Source organism: Streptomyces sp. NPDC015139 (genome assembly GCF_043079785.1).
GTDB lineage: Bacteria > Actinomycetota > Actinomycetes > Streptomycetales > Streptomycetaceae > Streptomyces > Streptomyces albidocamelliae.
In genome coordinates, this window is sequence record NZ_JBIBUW010000030.1 from 22480 (window position 1) to 42876 (window position 20397).

The 20397-nt window shown below is 73.2% G+C and carries 20 protein-coding genes and 1 pseudogene; 7 read left to right on the top strand and 14 right to left on the bottom strand.

Annotated elements, in window-relative coordinates:
* Positions 1–17 precede the first annotated feature (17 nt).
* Positions 18–899: a hypothetical protein gene (locus ACF08B_RS39215; protein ID WP_392321824.1), complete on the bottom strand. Its 882-nt coding sequence runs from the start codon at positions 897–899 to the stop codon at positions 18–20.
* 195 nt (positions 900–1094) lie between these two features.
* Between ACF08B_RS39215 and ACF08B_RS39220 the strand changes: the two genes are divergently transcribed.
* Positions 1095–1280: a hypothetical protein gene (locus ACF08B_RS39220; protein ID WP_093480806.1), complete on the top strand. Its 186-nt coding sequence runs from the start codon at positions 1095–1097 to the stop codon at positions 1278–1280.
* 6 nt (positions 1281–1286) lie between these two features.
* Here the strand turns inward: ACF08B_RS39220 and ACF08B_RS39225 are convergent, their stop codons facing one another.
* From ACF08B_RS39225 to mshD, 8 genes are all read right to left on the bottom strand, one after another.
* Positions 1287–1712, bottom strand: coding sequence for an NUDIX hydrolase (locus tag ACF08B_RS39225; RefSeq protein ID WP_392321825.1), 426 nt, complete (start codon positions 1710–1712; stop codon positions 1287–1289).
* 17 nt (positions 1713–1729) lie between these two features.
* The gene (locus ACF08B_RS39230; protein WP_392321826.1) at positions 1730–2797 is read right to left on the bottom strand and encodes a CHAD domain-containing protein; all 1068 of its coding nucleotides are present in this window, start codon (positions 2795–2797) and stop codon (positions 1730–1732) included.
* Positions 2778–5132: an RNA degradosome polyphosphate kinase gene (locus tag ACF08B_RS39235; protein WP_392321827.1), complete on the bottom strand. Its 2355-nt coding sequence runs from the start codon at positions 5130–5132 to the stop codon at positions 2778–2780. Before ACF08B_RS39235 ends, ACF08B_RS39230 begins: the two co-directional genes overlap by 20 nt.
* A gap of 176 nt (positions 5133–5308) precedes the next feature.
* The gene (locus ACF08B_RS39240; protein ID WP_392321828.1) at positions 5309–6061 is read right to left on the bottom strand and encodes a hypothetical protein; all 753 of its coding nucleotides are present in this window, start codon (positions 6059–6061) and stop codon (positions 5309–5311) included.
* The gene (locus ACF08B_RS39245; protein WP_392321829.1) at positions 6058–7080 is read right to left on the bottom strand and encodes an ABC transporter permease; all 1023 of its coding nucleotides are present in this window, start codon (positions 7078–7080) and stop codon (positions 6058–6060) included. Before ACF08B_RS39245 ends, ACF08B_RS39240 begins: the two co-directional genes overlap by 4 nt.
* Positions 7077–7973: an ABC transporter ATP-binding protein gene (locus ACF08B_RS39250; RefSeq protein ID WP_392321830.1), complete on the bottom strand. Its 897-nt coding sequence runs from the start codon at positions 7971–7973 to the stop codon at positions 7077–7079. Before ACF08B_RS39250 ends, ACF08B_RS39245 begins: the two co-directional genes overlap by 4 nt.
* A complete protein-coding gene (locus tag ACF08B_RS39255) occupies positions 7970–8413 on the bottom strand; it encodes a GntR family transcriptional regulator (protein ID WP_392321839.1) in 444 nt (147 codons plus the stop codon). The genes ACF08B_RS39250 and ACF08B_RS39255 overlap by 4 nt, the downstream gene beginning before the upstream one ends.
* Before the next feature lie 103 nt (positions 8414–8516).
* Positions 8517–9443 carry a mycothiol synthase gene (mshD, locus tag ACF08B_RS39260; protein ID WP_392321831.1) on the bottom strand — a complete coding sequence of 309 codons (927 nt, stop codon included), beginning with the start codon at positions 9441–9443 and terminating at the stop codon, positions 8517–8519.
* Positions 9444–9622: 179 nt separating this feature from the next.
* Here mshD and ACF08B_RS39265 point away from each other — a divergent pair, with 179 nt between their 5' ends.
* From ACF08B_RS39265 to ACF08B_RS39290, 6 genes are all read left to right on the top strand, one after another.
* A complete protein-coding gene (locus tag ACF08B_RS39265; protein WP_392321832.1) occupies positions 9623–11419 on the top strand; it encodes a bifunctional metallophosphatase/5'-nucleotidase in 1797 nt (598 codons plus the stop codon).
* Positions 11420–11694: 275 nt separating this feature from the next.
* A complete protein-coding gene (locus ACF08B_RS39270; protein ID WP_392321833.1) occupies positions 11695–11817 on the top strand; it encodes a hypothetical protein in 123 nt (40 codons plus the stop codon).
* Between the two features lie 93 nt (positions 11818–11910).
* Positions 11911–13737: an ABC transporter ATP-binding protein gene (locus ACF08B_RS39275; protein WP_392321834.1), complete on the top strand. Its 1827-nt coding sequence runs from the start codon at positions 11911–11913 to the stop codon at positions 13735–13737.
* Positions 13738–13827: 90 nt separating this feature from the next.
* Positions 13828–14664, top strand: coding sequence for an endonuclease III (gene nth / locus ACF08B_RS39280; protein WP_093476582.1), 837 nt, complete (start codon positions 13828–13830; stop codon positions 14662–14664).
* Between the two features lie 54 nt (positions 14665–14718).
* On the top strand, positions 14719–15414 hold the full coding sequence (locus ACF08B_RS39285) for an NUDIX hydrolase (RefSeq protein ID WP_392321835.1): 696 nt from the start codon (positions 14719–14721) through the stop codon (positions 15412–15414).
* A gap of 13 nt (positions 15415–15427) precedes the next feature.
* The gene (locus ACF08B_RS39290) at positions 15428–16627 is read left to right on the top strand and encodes a MarP family serine protease (RefSeq protein WP_392321836.1); all 1200 of its coding nucleotides are present in this window, start codon (positions 15428–15430) and stop codon (positions 16625–16627) included.
* Between the two features lie 26 nt (positions 16628–16653).
* On the opposite strand, the gene ACF08B_RS39295 is transcribed toward ACF08B_RS39290, so the two are convergent.
* The 5 genes and pseudogenes from ACF08B_RS39295 to ACF08B_RS39315 form a co-directional block, all read right to left on the bottom strand.
* Entirely contained in the window at positions 16654–16833 is a 180-nt protein-coding gene (locus ACF08B_RS39295) for a hypothetical protein (protein ID WP_093476586.1), read from the bottom strand.
* 159 nt (positions 16834–16992) lie between these two features.
* Positions 16993–17925, bottom strand: a complete 933-nt coding sequence (locus ACF08B_RS39300; RefSeq protein WP_392321837.1) for an alpha/beta fold hydrolase — start codon at positions 17923–17925, stop codon at positions 16993–16995.
* Positions 17922–18410: a phage holin family protein gene (locus tag ACF08B_RS39305; protein WP_392171292.1), complete on the bottom strand. Its 489-nt coding sequence runs from the start codon at positions 18408–18410 to the stop codon at positions 17922–17924. The genes ACF08B_RS39300 and ACF08B_RS39305 overlap by 4 nt, the downstream gene beginning before the upstream one ends.
* Positions 18411–18465: 55 nt before the next feature.
* On the bottom strand, positions 18466–19908 hold the full coding sequence (gene nhaA, locus ACF08B_RS39310; protein ID WP_392321838.1) for a Na+/H+ antiporter NhaA: 1443 nt from the start codon (positions 19906–19908) through the stop codon (positions 18466–18468).
* A gap of 204 nt (positions 19909–20112) precedes the next feature.
* Positions 20113–20397 (bottom strand): annotated as a pseudogene (locus ACF08B_RS39315) (acetyl-coenzyme A synthetase); the annotation flags it as partial.

A 20397-nucleotide genomic window follows, 5' to 3' on the forward strand; every position in this document is an offset into this window, starting at 1 on the left:
CGGGGTGGTGTCCCGGACTAGTGCGCCGGTTCGTCTCCGGCCGCGCCGCCCGCCGTCCCGTCCCCCGCGATCCGGCCGGCGTAGATGTCCGACCGGCGTGGCAGGCGTACGTCCGCGGGGACGCCGAAGGCGTACAGCAGCGTCGTCGAGGCGACCGCCACGGCGTTCTTCTCCCGGCCGTTGACGAAGCTGAAGCGCTGCCGGAGCTTGCGGATGCGGCCCTGGTCGTCCAGGTAGGCGTCGAACGGCACCCGGGCGGTGGCGAACCCTTTCGCCGCCGCCGCGAGGGCCGCCCTGCCCTCGGCGGAGGCGTACCGCGCCGCCACACCCAGGTCGGCCGTCCCCCGGTAGTGCCGCACCGGTGTGCCGGCGACCTCGGTCCTGCCGAGGTAGGCCGCCGTACGCGTGCCGCGCAGCACCTCGGCCGCCGCGTACGGGTCGGTCGCGCCGCCGGTGACCAGGTTGCCGTCGGACAGGGTCGCCGTCTCCACCCGCACCCATTTGTCGGCGGGCACTCCGGCGCCCCGGTTCTTCATGAACAGGGCGCCCGGGGCCAGGAGTTCGGTGATGGGCCGGTGCTCCGAGGCGCCGGTGGGGTCCTCCGGGAGGACCACGGTGAGCCGGCCGAGCCGGCGCCGGTAGTCGTAGACCCCTCTGCCGCGGATGGTGACGCGGGTGCCGCCGGTCGCCATCTCCATCGAGGTGGTGGCCTTGGAGCTGCCCGCGCCGCGCAGGGTGTCGGCCGCCCGGTGCAGCACGGCCACCGGGTCGCCGCCGCCCTTGACGTCCTCGGCGGCGGCTCCGCTGGGGGAGCAGCCCGTGGCGGCCGTGCCCAGGCCGAGCATGATGCCCACCGCGACGACCGTCCTGCCCGCGTGCCTGTGCTGCCGCCGATCCATGGCCTGCCTACCCCCAGCCGGTACGTCCGTCACGGGCCCCCTGTCGACCGGTTAACGACCGGTAGGGGGTGCCGTCACGCACGGGCCGGGGGCGCGGGGGAAGGCGTGGGGAGCCCGCGGTGGCGCGAGAGGGCGGGCGAGGAGCGGTGGCAGGCCGTGCGCCTCCCCGGCCACGTCCTCGGTAACGTTGTCACCGTGGCAGTCGAAGCGGCACAGGAGGACGGGCCGGAGCCGGCCCGCTCCGGGGAGCAGCACCTCACCACGACGTCGGAGCAGGGCCGCTTCTGTGTCGCCAGATGCAGCTGTGGCTGGCGTGGTCCCGCCCGCCGGGCCCGGAGCCAGGCCCGCACGGACGCCGAGGGGCACGCGGCGGCGCCGTGACGGGGCTCAGCCGCCCCGTCCCAGGTGTTCGGACGGCCGGAGCAGGGCGTCCACCAGGTCACGGTCGCGGGGCTGGGTGAGCCGGCCGCGGGCCGCCGCGGGGGAGAGCCACAGGATCCGGTCCACCTCGTCGTTCGGGGTGAAGTGGCCGGAAACCGCCTCCGCCGCCCAGTACCGCACCTGTTTCGGGCGGCCGCTCGCCAGGTAGTGCACGGTCGGCAGCTCGCCGCCGGGCTCCGCCGTGTACCCGGTCTCCTCCGCGACCTCGCGCAGGGCGCCCGCGAGCGGATCCTCACCCCGTTTGAGCTTGCCCTTGGGGTGGGACCAGTCGTCGTACTTCGGCCGGTGGACCAGGCAGATCTCCAGGTCGCCGGCGACCGGGGAGCGGCGCCACAGCACGCAGCCCGCCGCCCGGACCAGGGTCTCGTCCACACCGCCTCCTCGGGGGCTCAGGGCACCTTGGCGGTCTGCTTCTGCCAGGCCTGCTGGAACGCGAACCGGGCCGCCTCCACCTCGTGCCGCTGGTCGGCGTGGAGCACACCGAGCGCGTAGGCCGTCGCGGGCGCGATGCGGGGGGTGCGGGCCGCCTGCGCGGCCGCCGCGGCCGCCTCCGAGGCGTCCCGGTGCCGGTTCAGGGCCTGGCCCGCCGTCAGCAGCCGCACCTCGACCGGGAGTTTGCCGCCGTGCAGCACCTCACGGGCGTACCGGTGCAGGCGCAACAGCAGGCGGACCTGGTGCCAGGGGCCGTCCTGGGGGTGCGGGGCCGGGTCCGGGGACAGCCCGTGGACCAGGGCCTCCGCGTTGTAGGGGTGGCCCGCGGTGACCAGGGGGAGGGCGGTGACGGCGTCCGTGAGGCGTTCCTCCGCGGCGGCGGCGGGCGGCCGCAGGTCCGTGGTGGCCGCGGCGGGGGTGAGGGGCACCTCGCTGGCGAGTACGGCGACCTTGTCGGCGACGGCGTGGAAGCGGCTCGAACCCAGGGCCTGGAGGGCGGTGGAGTGGGCCCGGGTCCGGGCGAGGGTCAGCTGGCGTTCGAGCAGCGCGCCCGCTTTCGCCGCGCCCACGGTGAGGTTGCCGCGCTCCTGGGCCGCCGCCGGGTGGGCCGGGCCGGCGGGGTTCGCCGGCGCCGACGTGGCGGCGACGGCCTGCGCGGGGAACACCGCGGCCCCCGACAGCCGGTGCAGCGCCAGCAGCAGCCGCTCCAGCCGGCCCTCGTACGCGTGCTCCAGGCCCAGCGTGCCGGACAGCCACGCCAGTTCGGGCCGCATCTCCTCGGACCAGTCGGGGTCGAGGAGCGGACGGAAGGTGTGCAGGCTGCCGCTGATGCGGCGGGCCGAGCGGCGCAGGGCGCGTGCCGCGTCGACGGACTCCCCCGCGCCGGCCGGGGAGCCGCCGGTCTCCCGGTGCAGGCGCAGCGCGCGGAGGAACTCCGTGGCCTGGGCGCGCAGGTAGCCCGCCAGGGACTCTCCCGTCACCACGCCAGCCGTGGGGTCCGTCGGGTCAAGGTGTTGCTGTGCCACGCCGGCGCCTCCGGGCGTCTATGAGCATCTCCTGGACGTTGCGCAGGGGTTGGCCGTCCGCGTCGGTCGCGTGTCGCGTCCACTCGCCGTCCGGGCCGAGGTGCCAGGAGGCGGTGCCGTCGGACATGCCGGTGTCCAGCAGCCGGTTGAGGGCTGCGCGGTGGCCGGGGTCGACGACCCGGACCAGGGCCTCTATCCGGCGGTCGAGGTTGCGGTGCATCATGTCGGCGCTGCCGATCCACACCTCCGGCTCGCCGCCGTTGCCGAAGGCGAAGACCCGGGAGTGCTCCAGGAAGCGGCCGAGGATCGAGCGGACCCGGATGTTCTCCGACAGGCCGGCGACGCCGGGGCGGACGGCGCAGATGCCGCGTACCCAGACGTCGACCGGGACGCCCGCCTGGGACGCGCGGTAGAGGGCGTCGATGACCGCCTCGTCGACCATCGAGTTGACCTTGATGCGGACGAAGGCCGGGCGGCCCGCACGGTGGTGCTGGGCCTCCTTGTCGATCCGCGCGACCAGCCCGTCCCGCAGGGACTTGGGGGCCACCAGGAGCCGGCGGTACGTCTCGCGGCGCGAGTAGCCGGACAGGCGGTTGAAGAGGTCGGAGAGGTCCGCGCCGACCTGGGGGTCGGCGGTGAGCAGGCCGAGGTCCTCGTACAGGCGGGCCGTCTTCGGGTGGTAGTTGCCCGTGCCGACGTGGCTGTAGCGGCGCAGGGTCTCGCCCTCCTGGCGGACCACCAGGGAGAGCTTGCAGTGCGTCTTCAGGCCGACCAGGCCGTAGACGACGTGGCAGCCGGACTCCTCCAGCTTGCGGGCCCACTTGATGTTGGCGTGCTCGTCGAACCGGGCCTTGATCTCGACCAGGACCAGGACCTGCTTGCCGGACTCGGCGGCGTCGATGAGCGCGTCGACTATCGGGGAGTCGCCGGAGGTGCGGTACAGGGTCTGCTTGATCGCGAGGACGTCCGGGTCGGCCGCCGCCTGCTCCAGGAAGGCCTGCACGGAGGTGGAGAAGCTGTCGTACGGGTGGTGCAGCAGCACGTCACGCGCGCGCAGGGCGGCGAAGATGTCCGGCGCGGACGCCGACTCGACTTCGGCGAGGTCGCGGTGGGTGCCGGCGATGAACTTCGGGTACTTCAGCTCCTGCCGGTCGAGGCTGTGGATGCGGAAGAGGCCGGTGAGGTCCAGCGGGCCGGGCAGCGGGTAGACCTCCGCCTCGGAGATCTTCAGCTCGCGGACCAGCAGGTCCAGCACCTCGCGGTCGACGGACTCCTCGACCTCCAGGCGCACCGGCGGGCCGAAGCGGCGCCGCATGAGCTCCTTCTCCAGGGCCTGCAGGAGGTTCTCGGCGTCGTCCTCCTCGACCTCGAGGTCCTCGTTGCGGGTGAGGCGGAAGGCGTGGTGCTCTAGCACCTCCATGCCCGGGAACAGCTCTTCCAGGTGCGCGGCGATGACGTCCTCGATGGGGACGTAGCGGCCGGGGCTGCTCTCCAGGAAGCGGGACAGCAGCGGCGGCACCTTCACGCGCGCGAAGTGCTTGTGACCGCTCACCGGGTTGCGTACGACGACGGCCAGGTTCAGCGACAGGCCGGAGATGTACGGGAACGGGTGCGCCGGGTCCACCGCCAGCGGGGTCAGGACCGGGAAGATCTGGTGCCGGAAGAGCGTGAAGAGCCGTGCCTGCTCCTTCTCGGTCAGCTCGCTCCAGCGGACCAGGTGGATGCCCTCCTCCGCGAGTGCGGGGGCGACGTCCTCGTGGTAGCAGGCGGCGTGCCGGGCCATCAGCTCGCGGGAGCGGGCCCAGATCATCTCCAGCACCTCGCGCGGCTGGAGGCCGGAGGCGGAGCGGGTGGCGACCCCCGTGGCGATCCGGCGCTTCAGACCGGCCACCCGGACCATGAAGAACTCGTCCAGGTTGCTGGCGAAGATCGCGAGGAAGTTGGCGCGCTCCAGCAGGGGGGTGTCGGGGTCCTCGGCCAGTTCCAGGACGCGCTCGTTGAAGGCGAGCCAGCTGCGCTCCCGGTCGAGGAAGCGCCCCTGCGGCAGGGGCGTGCCGTCGGCCCGCGACTCCTCGTAGGCGTCGAGGTCGGCGTCGAGGTCGGGCTCGAGGTCGGAGACCGCCGCGGACACGGCGTGCTGACGGTGCGCGGCGATGGAGCCCACGGAGGGCTGCGGGTGCTGAACCTCTGCCTGGGTGTCTTGCTGACTCATGAACCCATTCTTCCGCGCGAGGGGCGACACAGGCGCGTCGGAACGTGCGGGCGGGAGCGTCACGGCCCCGTTCGGCGCGGACCCCTCGGGGGGCGGCGAAGGCTCTGGCACGGCGGGCTTCATTGGCCGAGCGTCGCAAGCCTGGCTGAATCGATGGTTACGGAGACATGACGTGCGGGATAGCGCGGGGCGGCTCCCGGGGGTCTTCGTCGCGAAAGCGACGGATTTCGCACCGGAAACGACGATCCCGTACGTCCCTCCCCCCGCGGAGGGGCGTACGGGCTCGGGTCGCGGCCGTCTCAGACGGCCCGGCGGCGCAGTACGGCGTACGCCGCGGCGGTCGCGAGCACGGTCAGGGCGAGGACCATGCCGGTGGCGGCCAGGTTCAGGGACCGGAATCCGTGCAGCGTGCCGCGCAACGGCTGCCACAGGTCGCGCAGGAAGGACCGCAGGAGCAGGGTGGCGGCCAGGGCGACGCCCAGGGCGGGCAGCGTGCGGCCCAGGGCCAGCCCGGCGAGGACACCGGCGGCGAGGGCGAACAGCACCAGCGCGGGCAGCAGCGGGCCGCGCGGGACGAAGACGCGGTCCCAGCTCCAGTTCGTGACCAGGACGTCCCGGTCCGTGCTCCACACCCGGTCGAAGACCACGGCGAGGACGGCGCCGCCGGTCAGCAGCGGTACGGCGGCCGCGGTGAGCTTCGCCGTGAGCCAGCGGGCCGGGGAGGCGGCCTGGGTCCAGGCCAGCTTCGCGGTGCCGGACTCCAGCTCGCGGGCGATCAGGGCGCCGCCCGCCCAGGCGGCGACCGCGCACGGGGCGTAGGTGAGGACGGTCCCGATCAGGTTCATGACGTTGTTGACGTCGGTGAGGGCGGTGTAGCTGCACCAGCCGCCCGGCCGCCGGCAGGCCCGGTCCCGGGGCGCCCCGGAGAGGTGCACCCAGAGCAGTTCCCCGACGACGAGGACGACGAAGGCGGCCCAGACGAGCAGGGCGGGGCGGTGCAGGCGCAGCAGGGTGCGGCGGACGGCCGGGCGGGTGGGGGCGAGGGCGGTCACGCGGCGGCTCCTGCGAGGGTGTCGGTCGACGGGGTCCCGGCAGCCGCCCCGGCGGTCCGCAGGGGGCCGGTCAGCCGGCGCAGCGCCAGGAAGGAGCCGGCCGCCAGCAGCCCGGTGACGGCCAGCAGCAGCGCGGTGGTGGTGAGCTGGAGCGGCCAGTAGTGGGAGACGGGGTGGTAGGTGGTGAAGTAGCCCACCGCCCGGTCGTAGGCGGCGCTGCACCCGGCGCCGGTGTCGCAGTCGGGGATCGGCAGACGGGCGCCCGTGGCGGACACGAGGCCCTGGTCGACGACGAGGCCGTCCACGTTCGGGTAGTTCTCGTCCAGAGCGCTGGTCAGGGTGACCGCCGGCCACAGGTGGGGCATGAGCAGCGCGGCCGCCCCGGCGATGCCCAGGGTGGCCACCGCGCCGACGATCAGCGCGGGCAGCGTACGGCGGAGCAGCAGCGCCGCCAGCGTGCCGGCCGCGAGCCCGGCGAGGGCCAGGGCGGCGACGGTGGGACCGCCGGCGTTGAAGGTGAAGAGGTCGTACCAGCGCTTGGCGGTGTCGACGCGGCCGTCGCCCGCCGCCCAGGCGAGGCGGTGCAGCCGGCACAGCAGGCCGGTGCCGACGGTGACGGCGGCCGCCGGCAGTGCCAGCCGGAGCGTCAGCCAGCGGGCCGGTGAGGTGCTCTGCGTCCAGGCCAGCCGGGCCGTGCCGGACTCCAGCTCGCGCCCGATCAGGGCGGCGCCCGCCCAGGCGGCGACCAGGAGGGGCAGCGCGTTCAGGGCGAGGGTGGCGTAGCCGGCGAAGTCCTTGTAGCGCAGGATGGCGTCCTGGTCGTACGCGCAACGGCCGGCGTCGCGGCAGGCGTCGTACTGCCGCCAGCCCTCGGCGGCGGCGTCGGTGAGCGGGCCGTGCAGAGCGAGCAGCAGGGCGGCCAGCGCGACCACCAGGCACGCCCAGACGATCAGCGCGGGGCGGTGCAGGCGCAGCAGCCAGCGGGCCGTGCGGGGCCGGCCGGCGGGGGCGGTCGTCACGCGGCACTCTCCTCGGCGGGGGCCGTGGCCGCGGTCAGCGCGGGGGCCTGGGGGTTGCGCAGGTGGGCGAGGACCAGCTCCTCCAGGGACGGCGTGGAGCGGCGCCAGTCGGCGGGGAGCGGTCCGGCGGGGCGGACCAGCGCGGTGAGCTGGCGGCCGGTCACCCGGGACTCGACCACGGTGTGGGGGTCGAGGCCGGCGGAGTCGGCGGCGCCGCTCACCCGCACATGGGCGGCGAGCAGGTCGTCGATCTCCCCGGCCAGCCGTATCCGGCCGCCGCCGACCAGCAGCAGGTGGTCGCAGGAGTCCTCCAGCTCGGCGACGACGTGCGAGGACATCACGATCGTGGTCCCGTGCCGGGCGGCCTCGGCCATCAGCGTCCCCATCAGCTCGTGCCGGGCCAGCGGGTCGAGGTCGGCCATCGGCTCGTCCAGGAGCAGCAGTTCGGGCCGCTTGCCGAGGGCCAGGGCGAGGGCGACCCGGGTGCGCTGGCCGCCGGAGAGGGCGCGGACGCGGGACCGGGGGTCCAGGTCACCGCCCGCGACGACCTGCTCCGCGAGGGCCGCGTCCCAGCGGCCGGGGTTGAGGTCGGCGCCCATGCGCAGCGTCTCGGCAACGGTGAGCTGCGGGTACAGCGGCTTGTCCTGGGCGATGAAGCCGACCCGGGGGCGGGCCTCGGCCGGGCCGGTGCCGAGCACCCGTACGCGGCCCTCCGTGGGGGGCAGCAGTCCGGCGGCGAGGGCGAGCAGCGTCGACTTGCCGGCGCCGTTGGGCCCGACGACGGCACACACCCGGCCCGCGGGCAGCCGGAAGGCGCAGTCGCGCAGCGCCCAGCCGCCCCGGCGCCCGAAGCGCCTGCCGAGGCCGATGGCCTCGATCGCCGTGTCGCTCATGAAGGTTCTCCCTGGAAGTGCTGTTCGGGTGCCTGACGGAGGGGCGCCGCCGGATGCGGGGCGGGCTCAGCGAAGTGCCGGTCGAGTACGGCGGTGAAGAGTGCGGCCACGTCGTCCCGGTCCAGGCCCGCCGTGGCGGCCCGCGCCGCCCATTCCTCCAGCTCCGCGCGGAGGGGGGAGTCGGCCGGAGCGGCGCCCAGTGAGCGCCGGACGAAGGTGCCGAGCCCGCGCCGCGCCTCCACCAGGCCCTCGCGTTCGAGTTCGCGGTAGGCCTTGAGGACGGTGTTGGGGTTGATCGCGGTGGCCTCGACCACCTCGCGGGCCGTCGGCAGCTTGTCGCCAGGTCGCAGCAGGCCCAGGCGGAGCGCCTGCTTGGTCTGCTGGACGATCTGGACGTACGTGGCGACCCCGCTGTGCCGGTCGATGCGGTACTCGACCACCCGTAGAACCACCCTTTCACTAATTGAGTAGTGAAAGGGTGGTGCAAAAGAGGGGCGGCCGTCAAGCCGGCCGCCCCTGGCCCTCCGGAAGAGGGGGTGTTCGTCAGGTTTCGGTGCGGTACATCAGGTCGGTCTCGTGCACCGTGAACCCCAGCCGCTCGTACACCGACACCGCCGCGGTGTTGTCGGCGTCGACGTAGAGCATCGCGGTCGGCAGCTGCTGGGCCGCCAGATGGCGCAGGCCGATGGTGGTGAGGGCCTTGCCGAGGCCGCCGCCCTGCTCGCCGGGCCGCACCCCGAGGACGTACACCTCGCCCAGCCCCTCCTCGGCGTGCACCTTGGTCCAGTGGAAGCCGACCAGTTCCCCGCGCCGCTCGGCGAGGAAGAACCCGGACGGGTCGAACCACGCCTCGCCCTTGCGGTCGTCGAGGTCCCGCTGGGTCAGTGAGCCCTGCTCGGGGTGGTGGGCGAAGGCGGCCGCGTTGACCGCCAGCCAGCCCGCGTCGTCCTTGCCGGGCACGAAGGCGCGCACGGTCACGCCCTCGGGGAGCACCGGGTCGGGCAGCGCCAGGCCGGTCAACGGGCGCCTCATCTTCCGCAGTTCACGGAACAGGGTCAGGCCCAGCACCTGGGCGAGGTGCCGGGCGGCCGCGTGCCCGCCGTGCGCCCACACCCGCAGCCGCTTGCCGGAGGCCGCGAGCAGTGCCGCGCCGAGCGCCCGCCCGTGCCCGTGACCCCGGTGGGCGGGGTGCACGACCAGTTCGGCGGCGGGTGCCTCCACCGGGTCGGTGTCCTCCATCTGCGCGTAGCCGACGAGTTCGCCGTCCACGTCCAGCAGCAGATGCGTGACGCCCTCGCGGGCACCGCCGCGCAGCTGGAGCCGGCCCTGCTCGGACACCGGCTGCTGGCCGTCGACCCGGGCGGCCTCGGCGAGCAGGTCGAGCACGGCCTCGGCCCGGTCGGGCGCGAGTGCGTCGTAGGTCTCGATGGAGCGGGAGGGGAAGGCCCGTACGGTGTCGTCGCTGCTCATGCGTACGAGGGTACGGCGCGGCCGGGGCGAAGTCCCGGCACCGCAGCCGGTACGGGAACAGGCAAAGAATCCGGCAAAGGGAAACCAGGATGTAACCACGAACCCCCTGTCGCGCTACGCGCGTTGACCTTAGGCTGCGCTGCCGGTCCACTCATCACCGCGACCCACAGGGGGGTCCCATGCCAGCCGCACTCCGGCGCAGACGCCGTACCTCGGCGCTCCTCGCGACGACCGCCGCACTCGCCACGGCCGCAGCCCTGGCCGCCGCGATGCCCGCGCAGGCGCACACCGACAAGGGCGGCCACGGCCACGGCCGTCCGAGCCGCTACCAGGACGTGCAGCTGCTGTCCTTCAACGACCTGCACGGCAACCTCGAGCCCCCGTCGGGCTCCTCCGGCCGGGTCACCGAACTCCAGCCGGACGGCACGACGAAGACCGTCGACGCCGGTGGCGTCGAGTACCTCGCGACGCACCTGCGCACGGCCCGGCAGGGCCACCCGTACTCGATCACCGCGGCCGGCGGCGACATGGTCGGCGCCTCCCCGCTGCTGTCGGGCCTGTTCCACGACGAGCCCACCGTCGAGGCGCTCAACAAGCTGAAGCTGGACGTCACCTCGGTCGGCAACCACGAGTTCGACGAGGGCGCCCGGGAACTGGCCCGCCTCCAGAACGGCGGCTGCCACCCGACGGACGGGTGCTACACGGACCAGCGGTTCGAGGGCGCCGACTACCCGTACCTGGCGGCGAACGTCCTCGACGAGAAGACGAAGCGGCCGATCCTGAAGCCGTACTGGGTCTGGAAGAAGAAGGACGTCAAGATCGGCTTCATCGGCGTCACCCTCGAGGGCACGCCGGACATCGTCTCCGCCGACGGCGTCAAGGGCCTGGCCTTCAAGGACGAGGTCGAGACGATCGACAAGTACGCCAAGGTGCTCCAGCGCCAGGGCGTGCAGTCGATCGTGGCCCTGATCCACGAGGGCGGCTTCCCGGCCTCCGGCGCCTACAACTACGACTGCGACGCCGCGGGCGCGGGCTCCGGCATCTCCGGTCCGATCGTGGACATCGCGAAGAACGTCACGCCGGCCGTCGACGCCCTCGTCACCGGCCACACCCACAACGCGTACGTCTGCGACATCCCGGACCCGTCCGGCCGCCCCCGCATGGTCACGTCGGCCGCCTCCTTCGGCCGCCTCTACACGGACACCACGCTGACCTACGACCGCCGCACCGGGGACATCGCCCGTACGGCCGTGAAGTCCGCGAACCGCGTGGTCACCCGGGACGTCCCCAAGGCGCAGGACATGACGGACCTGATCGCCCGCTGGAACACCCTGGCCGCCCCGATCGGCAACCGCCCCATCGGCTGGATCTCCGGCGACATCGGCAACACCGGCACCGAGTCGCCGATGGGTGACCTGATCGCCGACGCGCAGCTCGCCCACGGCAAGGAGCTGGACCCGAAGACCAGCCTCGCGCTGATGAACCCGGGCGGCGTACGGGCCGGGCTGACCTACGCGGCCAAGGGCGCCGAGGGCGACGGGGTCGTCACCTACGCCGAGGGCTTCACCGTGCAGCCGTTCGCCAACACCGTGAACCTCCAGGACTTCACCGGCGCGCAGCTCGTCCAGGTGCTCAAGGAGCAGGTGAGCGGGCCCAACGCGGCCGCGCCGAAGATCCTCCAGCCGTCCGCCGGGCTCACCTACACCCTGGACATGACCAAGTCCGGCGCCGACCGCGTGGTCACCGACTCCATCCGCCTGAACGGCGCCCCGGTCGACCTCGCGGCCACCTACCGCGTCGCCACCAACAGCTTCCTCGCGGGCGGCGGCGACGGCTTCCCGACGCTGGGCCAGGGCACGAACGACGTGGTCGGCTCCGACGACCTGTCGGCGCTGGAGAAGTACCTCACGGCGAACTCCTCGGCCGGCAGCCCGATCGCTCCTCCCGCCACCGGCCGGATCACCATCGTGCAGTGAGCATCACGCGGTAAAACCTGTGTGAATACCTCCACGGTTCCGAAATACCCCTGAGAATTCTTCTCAGGGGTATTTCATTGAGGTCTCAGCGGAATCGGCCTTTCGCGGCTTTCTGGTGCCGTAACGTTTTCCATGTCGAAAGCGAACGGCGAAGAAGTCCCCGCTCAGGTGCCTGTTGGGCGACAAGTGAGGGCCGCCGTGAGCCGGCGACAAAAGCAAGCTGGGTCCCGGCAAAGAAAGCTGAGGCCTGACCGTGAATCAAGGAGGAGAATTCCATGTCTTTCCACCGGCTCGCCCCCGTGAAGAAGCACCGCAAGCCCGCTCCGGCCCCGAAGCGCCCGGCGCCGAAGAAGGCCGCTCCCGCGCCGAAGCGCCGCCCGGTCGGAGACAAGGGCTGAGCGACGGCACCGCGAGGCGGGGTCACCGGTCGCCGTACGGCCGTACCGGTGGCCCCGCCCGGCCGTGTCCACAGCCGTGGAAAGGAACGACCGATGGTGAGGGAAGCCCGTGCGGCCTTCCGCCGGTTCTGGCCGCTGACCCGCGGCGACCGCCGATGGCTCGCGGTGATCACGGCCTGCGTGGCGGCCGCCGTACTCGCCGAGACCGTGGCGGTCCTGCTGTTCGCCGAGCTGACCGACCACGCCCTCGCGACCGGGTCGCCGTCCGCCTTCTGGGGGCCGGCCGGTGCCTGGCTCGGCGTGGCCGTCCTCGCCGCACTCGTCGGCTACCTGGGCAACTCCCTGGCCGCCTGGACCGCGGAGAGATTCGTGCTGCGCCTGCGCGCGGGCGTCTTCCGGCACCTCCAGGACCTCCCCCCGCACTTCTTCCAGCGGCACCGGCGGGGCGATCTCGTCGAACGGCTCACCGGGGACGTCGAGTCCGTCGAGCGGCTGGTGGTGTCCGGAGTCGTCGGCGCCTTCTCGGCCGCCCTCTCGGCCGTCTTCTACGCGGCCGCCGCCTTCTGGCTGCGCTGGGACCTGGCCCTCGCCACGTTCGTCCTCGCGCCCCTGTTCCTGCTCGCCGCCCGCCGTTTCTCCGGCCGGATCGAGCAGGCCTCCCGGGACGAGCGGGCCGCCGACGGCGCGATCACCTCGGTGGTGGAGGAGTCGCTGGGCAACATCGTCCTCACCCAGGCCTACAACCGGCAGCGGGACGAGGCCGCACGCCTGGACCGCGAGGCCCGCGCCTGGATGCGGGCGAGCGTGCGCGGGGCGCGGCTGAGCGAGCGGTACGAGCAGTCCGTCGAGGTCGTCGAGACACTGTGCGTGCTCGCCGTGATCGGCCTCGGCGTGTGGGAGATCTCCGCCGGCCGGATGACACTCGGTCAGCTCCTCGCGTTCGCGGCCTTCCTGGGCTATCTCTACCCGCCCGTCCGCAGCCTCGGCGCGCTCGGCCTGACGGTCACCGCGGCCACCGCCGGCGCCCGGCGCATCGGGGAGGTCCTGGACGCCGAACCCGCCGTGACCGACCCGGCCGAACCGGTCGCCCACCGGCCCGTCAGCGGCCGGCTCGGCCTCCACGACGTCTCCTTCCGCCACCCCGGCTCCCCCCGCGCCTGCCTCTGGGGCGTGACCCTCACCGCCGGCCCCGGCGAGCTGATCCTCGTCACCGGCCCGAGCGGCGCCGGAAAGTCCACCCTGGCCGGCCTCCTCACCCGCTTCCACGACCCCAGCGCCGGGGTGATCACCCTGGACGGCGTCCCCCTCCCGGACCTCCCCCTGCACTTCCTGCGCGAACAGATCGCCCTGCTGCCCCAGCAGACGCTGATCCTGAACGGCACCATCCGCGAGAACATCGGCTGCGGCCGCCCCGGCGCGACCGACACCGAGATCGAGCAGGCGGCCCGGGACGCGGCGGCCCACGACTTCGTCACCGCGCTCCCCGAGGGCTACGACACCCCCATCGCCCCCGGCACCGCCGCCCTCTCCGGCGGCCAGCTCCGGCGCATCGCCATCGCCCGCGCCATGCTCCGCGGGGCCCCGGTCCTCGTCCTGGACGAGCCCACGGCCGGGCTGGACGCGGTGGCCGCCCGCCAGGTGGTCCGGCCGCTGCGCCGCCTGATGGCGGGCCGTACGACGATCATGATCACGCATGATCTGAGCCTCGCCCCCGACGCCGACCGGATCCTGGTCGTCGAGCACGGCCGGCTCGTGGAGAGCGGCACCCACGAGGAGCTGCTCGCGCGGGGCGGCGCCTACGCGCGGCTGGCGTCCCCCCTGCCGAGGACCACCGCCGCGCCGCCCGCCCCCACGCTCCCGGCGCTCCCGGCGTGCCCGGCGCCTCCGGCGCACGAGGACACGTTGATCCTCCGGTGGTGACCCGGGCGGCCACCGGCGATCTCCGGCCGTCCGGTCCGTCGTCGCGGTGATCCACCACCGGTGCCCCCCACGTCGGCGTAGCCTTCGTGCATGGCAGTGAGCAAGGTGCGCAAGGCGGCCGCGTCGGTGACCGAGGCCGTGAAACCGTGGAAGCCGGAATCGCGGACGGCGCTCGTACGGCGGGCACGCAAGATCAACCGCGAACTCGCCGAGGTCTACCCCTACGCCCACCCCGAGCTGGACTTCACGAACCCCTTCCAGCTGCTGGTCGCCACCGTGCTGTCGGCGCAGACCACCGACCTGCGGGTCAACCAGACCACCCCGGCGCTGTTCGCGAAGTACCCGACCCCCGAGGACCTGGCCGCCGCCGACCCCGAGGAGGTCGAGGAGATCCTGCGCCCGTGCGGCTTCTTCCGGGCCAAGACCCGGTCGGTCATAGGGCTGTCCAAGGCGCTCACCGAGGACTTCGGCGGCGAGGTGCCCGGAAAGCTGGAGGATCTCGTCAAGCTGCCCGGCGTGGGCCGCAAGACCGCCTTCGTCGTGCTCGGCAACGCCTTCGGACGGCCCGGGATCACCGTGGACACCCACTTCCAGCGGCTGGTACGGCGCTGGCGGTGGACCGAGGAGACCGACCCGGACCGGATCGAGAACGCCGTCGGCGCGCTGTTCCCGAAGAGCGACTGGACCGACCTGTCCCACCACGTGATCTGGCACGGCCGTCGCATCTGCCACGCCCGCAAGCCCGCCTGCGGTGCCTGCCCCATCGCCCCGCTCTGCCCCGCCTACGGCGAGGGCGAGACCGACCCGGAGAAGGCGACGAAGCTCCTGAAGTACGAGAAGGGCGGCTTCCCCGGCCAGCGGCTCAACCCCCCGCAGGCCTACCTCGACGCGGGCGGCAGGCCGGCCCCGCCTCTGGGGGCCGCGTGACGGAACGATCCCGGGACCCTCGGGCGTTGGACAGGCGAAGCGACGGGGGTGGCGATGACGAGGGCCAGTGAGACACGGGGCGACGCGGTGACGCTCAGCACGGAGGGGCTGCCGGACTGGCTCGACCCGGTCGCGCGGGCCGCCGAGACGGTCGAACCGCTCCAGCTCAGCCGCTTCCTGCCGCCGGAGAACGGCTCGGGCCGCCAGTCCGCGGTGCTCATCCTGTTCGGCGAGGGCGAGCGGGGCCCCGAGCTGCTGCTCATGGAGCGCGCCGGCTCCCTGCGCTCGCACGCCGGGCAGCCGTCCTTCCCGGGCGGCGCGCTCGACCCCGAGGACGGCGATCCGCACGGCGACGGTCCACTGCGTGCCGCGCTGCGCGAGGCCGAGGAGGAGACCGGCCTCGACCCGTCCGGGGTGCAGCTCTTCGGCGTGCTGCCCCGGCTGTACATCCCGGTCAGCAGATTCGTCGTGACCTCCGTGCTCGGCTGGTGGCGCGAGCCGAGCCCGGTCGGCGTCGTCGACCCGAACGAGACCGCCCGGGTGTTCACGGTCCCCGTGGCGGATCTCACGGACCCCGCCAACCGCGCCACCACGGTCCACCCCAGCGGACACCGAGGTCCGGCATTCCTGGTCGAATCCGCCCTGGTCTGGGGGTTCACGGCCGGTGTGATCGACCGGCTGCTGCACTACGCGGGCTGGGAGCGCCCCTGGGACCGCGAGAAGCAGGTCCCGCTCGACTGGCGCTCATGACAGGGTGTCGTTTGTGAACGTGCTGGACATCCTGTTGCTGGTCGCGGCCGTGTGGTTCGCGGTCGTGGGCTACCGCCAGGGCTTCGTCGTCGGCATCCTGTCGGTGATCGGATTCCTGGGCGGTGGTCTCGTCGCCGTGTACGCGCTGCCCGTCATCTGGGACGCCATGACCGAGAACTCGGAGGTCGGCACCACCGCGGCCGTCGTCGCCGTGATCGTCGTCATCGTCTGCGCCTCGGTCGGCCAGGCCCTGACCACCCACCTCGGCAACAAGCTCCGCCGGCACATCACCTGGTCACCGGCCCGCGCCCTCGACGCCACGGGCGGCGCGCTGGTCAACGTCGTCGCGATGCTGCTGGTCGCCTGGCTGATCGGCTCCGCCCTCGCCGGCACGACGCTGCCGACGCTCGGCAAGGAGGTCCGCGGCTCCAAGGTGCTCCTCGGTGTCTCCCGGGCGCTGCCCGCGCAGGCCGACACCTGGTTCGCGGACTTCTCCTCGGTCCTCGCGCAGAATGGCTTCCCGCAGGTCTTCAGCCCGTTCTCCAACGAGCCCATCAAGGACGTCCAGCCGCCCGACCCGGCCCTCGCGCACAGCGCCGTCCCCACGCGCGCCCAGCGTTCCATCGTCAAGGTCACCGGCACCGCGCAGAGCTGCGGAAAGGTCCTGGAGGGCACCGGGTTCGTCTTCGCCGACCGCCGGGTCATGACCAACGCCCACGTCGTGGGCGGGGTCGACGAGCCGACCGTGCAGATAGGCGGCGAGGGCCGCAAGTACGACGCCAAGGTCGTGCTGTACGACTGGAAGCGCGACATCGCCGTCCTCGACGTACCGGACCTGAGGGCGACCGCCCTGAAGTTCACCCCCCGGGACGCGACCGGCGGTGACGGCGCGATCGTCGCCGGCTTCCCGGAGAACGGCTCCTACGACGTCCGCGCCGCCCGCGTGCGCGGACGCATCACGGCCAACGGCCCGGACATCTACCACCGCGGCACCGTGCGCCGTGACGTCTACTCGCTGTACGCGACCGTCCGTCAGGGCAACTCCGGCGGACCGCTGCTCACGCCCGACGGCAAGGTCTACGGCGTGGTGTTCGCCAAGTCCCTGGACGACGCGGACACCGGGTACGCCCTCACCGCGGACGAGATCCGGGCCGACGCCGACCGGGGAAGGACGGCGGACGAGCAGGTGGGTACGGACAGCTGCGCCCTGTGAACGCCCCCGGGGTCAGGGGCGGGTGATCAGCCGCGGGGGTGACGCAGACGCATCGACACCCACCGCGCCCGGCGGCGCAGGATACGCGGGATCCCCACCCGGAGGTCCGCTTCCGTGAGTTGCGGGGTGCCTCGCTGAGGCGTGCTCAGCCCGCCGGCCGAGCGGCGGTTGCGGGGTGCGTCACTGTAGTCGTGCGTCCAGCCCATACCCCGACGTGTGCCCCCGCCCGAAGGTCGATAACCGCCTCGGCGGCCCCCAATTGGCCTATGCGGCAGGCATGTGGCCGTTCGAGGGACAAGTGTTCAGCAACCGGATACTCCGCGCATCGATACCGTCACGGAACGGTCATCCGGCGGACCGTCCCGTCACCGGTCCGGCTCGGGATCCTTCAGCCAGTTGACCAGTTCCGTGGAGAACGCCGACGGGTCCTCCTCGTGCGGGAAGTGCCCGAGACCGTCGAACAGCCGCCAGCGGTACGGCGCTTCGACGTACTCACCCGAACCGGCCGCGCTGCGCACCCGGCTGACGGGGTCCAGGGAGCCGTGCAGATGCAGCGTGGGCACCCGCACCGGCCGCTTCATCCTGCGGTAGAACTGGACGCCGTCCGGGCGCGCCAGGGAGCGCACCAGCCAGCGGTACGGCTCGATCGAGCAGTGGGCCGTGGACGGGATGCACATGGCCCGCCGGTACGTCTCCACCGCCTCGTCCTCCGGCGGCCGCGGCCCGGACCACTCCCGGATCAGACGGCCCACCAGCGCCCCGTCGTCCGCGATGAGTTGACGCTCCGGCAGCCACGGCCGCTGGAAACCCCAGATGTAGGAGTTGGCGGCCGTCTGCCGGGCGTCCCGCAGCATCGCCGCGCGCCAGCGCCGCGGATGCGGCATCGACACCACGGCGAGGCGGCGGACCAGCTTGGGCCGCATCGCGGCCGCCGTCCACGCCAGATATCCGCCGAGGTCGTGCCCGACCAGCGCGGCGTCCGGCTCGCCGAGCGACCGGATCACCCCCGTGACGTCGAGGGCCAGGTTCGCGGGGTCGTACCCGCGGGGCGTGCGGTCGCTGCCGCCGACGCCCCGCAGGTCCATCGCCACCGCCCGGTACCCGGCGTCCGCGAGCGCGACGAGCTGGTGCCGCCAGGTCCACCAGAACTGCGGGAAGCTGTGCAGCAGCAGCACCAGGGGGCCGTCGCCGAGTTCGGCGATGTGGAATCGGGCGCCGTTGGCGGCGACGTCCCGGTGCGTGACCTGCCGGCCATGGGGCAGATCGATCCGGACGGCCGAGGGGGCGGGTTCGGTCATGACGACGAGCGTGCCACAGCCTCGATGGCGGCGGGGGTCCGCTCCTCGGGCAGCTCCGGGCGCGGGTGCGGCTTGGCGTTCTGCAGGACGCTCGCCGACTCCTTCATCGAGGCCGCCACCTTCTGCGGGCCCTGCTCCTTCTTCGCCTTCTTCGCGAACACCACACCGATGAGTGCGAGCAGGCCGGCGACCAGCACATTGGCCGCGAACGACAGCAGGAAGCAGACGGCCAGGTTCCAGCCGCTCCAGGTGCGGATGCCGTACGCCAGCGCGAAGTTGAGCATCGGCAGGGAGAACACCAGCACGGCGCCCGCCAGCGAGAAGGCTCCGCCGCTCGTCGCGCCGCGCTTCACGTCGCGCTTGAGCTGGGCCTTGGCCAGCGCGATCTCGTCGTGCACCAGCGCCGACAATTCGGTCGTCGCCGAGGCGAACAGCTGGCCGATGCTGCGTTCGGCGCCGACCGGGCTGCCGTCGGGTGCGCTCATCGCGTACTCCCTCTGAGGTCTCTCGTGCCGTCTTGTTTTGTACCGTCTCGTCAGATCATGCCGGACGGTCGCCCTCCTCGCCTGCCCCGCCCGCCACTTCCTGAAGCCCGTGGCGGGCCGCGGCGGCCCTCTCGGCGGCGATCCGCCGGTGCTCGGCGGCCTTGTTCTCGTGGATCTCGGCCATGCGCAGGTGGTACGCCGGGTCGTCCTGCTCGTAGACGTCGGGGACGCCGTCGTGGTCGTCGTCGCGCTCCTCCTCCGCCCACAGCCGGCGGTACCGGGCGTTGCGGATCTTCAGCAGCGCCGTCGCGCACACCGCCGCGATCAGCGATCCGCTCAGGACCGCCGCCTTCACCTCGTCGGTGAGGACGGCGTTCGAGGCGAAGGCCAGTTCGCCGATGAGCAGCGAGACGGTGAAGCCGATCCCGGCGAGGGAGGCCACCGCGAACACGTCCGCCCACGCGAGATCCTCACTGAGGGAGGCACGGGTGAACCGGGCGGTCAGCCAGGTGCCGCCGAAGATGCCGAGGGTCTTGCCGACGACCAGCCCGAGGACCACGCCCAGCGTCTCCGGCCGGGTGAACACGTCGCCAAGCGCCCCGCCCGAGACCACCACCCCGGCGCTGAACAGCGCGAACAGCGGCACGCAGAGGCCGGCCGACAGCGGCCGCACCAGGTGCTCGACGTGCTCGCCCGGCGCGTGCTCCTCGCCGTCCCGGGTGGTGCACCGGAGCATCAGGCCCATCGCCACGCCGGCGATGGTCGCGTGCACGCCGCTGTTGTACATCAGCGCCCAGATCACCACGGCGAGCGGGACGTACACCCACCAGCCGCGCACGCCCTTGCGCAGCAGCAGCCAGAAGACCAGCAGGCCCGCGGCGGCCCCGCCGAGCGCGGCGAAGTCCAGCCGGTCGGTGAAGAAGACCGCGATGATCAGGATCGCGAAGAGGTCGTCGACCACCGCGAGGGTGAGCAGGAAGGCGCGCAGGGCGCTGGGCAGTGAGGTGCCGATGACCGCGAGGACGGCGAGCGCGAAGGCGATGTCGGTGGCGGTGGGCACGGCCCAGCCCTGGGTGGAGCCGTGCCCGGCGAGGTTGGTGAGGGTGTAGACGAGCGCGGGTACGGCCATGCCGCACAGCGCGGCCACCACGGGCAGCACCGCCGCCTTCGGGTCGCGCAGGTCCCCGGCGACCAGTTCCCGCTTGAGTTCGATGCCGGCGACGAAGAAGAACACGGCGAGGAGGCCGTCGGCGGCCCAGTGGGCGACGGAGAGGTTCAGGCCGAGCGCGGCGGGGCCGAAGTGGAAGTGACCGACCGCCTCGTAGCTGTGCCGCAGGGCGGGGACGTTCGCCCAGACCAGCGCCGCGACCGCGGCGAGGAGCAGCAGGACACCCCCGACGGTCTCGGTGCGCAGCGCGTCCGCGACGAAGGTCCGCTCGGGCAGCGACAGGCGCCCGAGGACCTTGCGGGGGGAAACGGGGCTGCGGGGCGCGGTCACGGCGGGACCTCCGGTGGGTGGGCAGGACGGCTCACATGCCGACCAGACTTCCCGGCGCACCCATGACTCTTCTCGGACCTACGACGCTTTCTCACTTTACCCAACGGGCGGGCGGGCCGCCGTGCCGGTGATCCGTCCGCCGGACGCCGAGGGGGCACCCGGCGCCTTCGCGTCCGGGTGCCCCCTCGGGTCCTCCTGTGCCGGTCAGTCCTCGCTGGACGCCGCCGGGAGCTTGGTCTGGATGAGGTCCATGACCGTGGAGTCGGTCAGCGTGGTGACGTCACCGAGCTGACGGTTCTCGGCCACGTCGCGCAGCAGACGGCGCATGATCTTGCCGGAGCGGGTCTTCGGCAGCTCCGCCACCGGAAGGATCCGCTTGGGCTTGGCGATCGGCCCGAGCGTCGCGCCCACGTGGTCGCGCAGCTCGCCGACGAGCGCCTCGGTCTCCGCGGCCGTGCCCCGCAGGATCACGAAGGCGACGATCGCCTG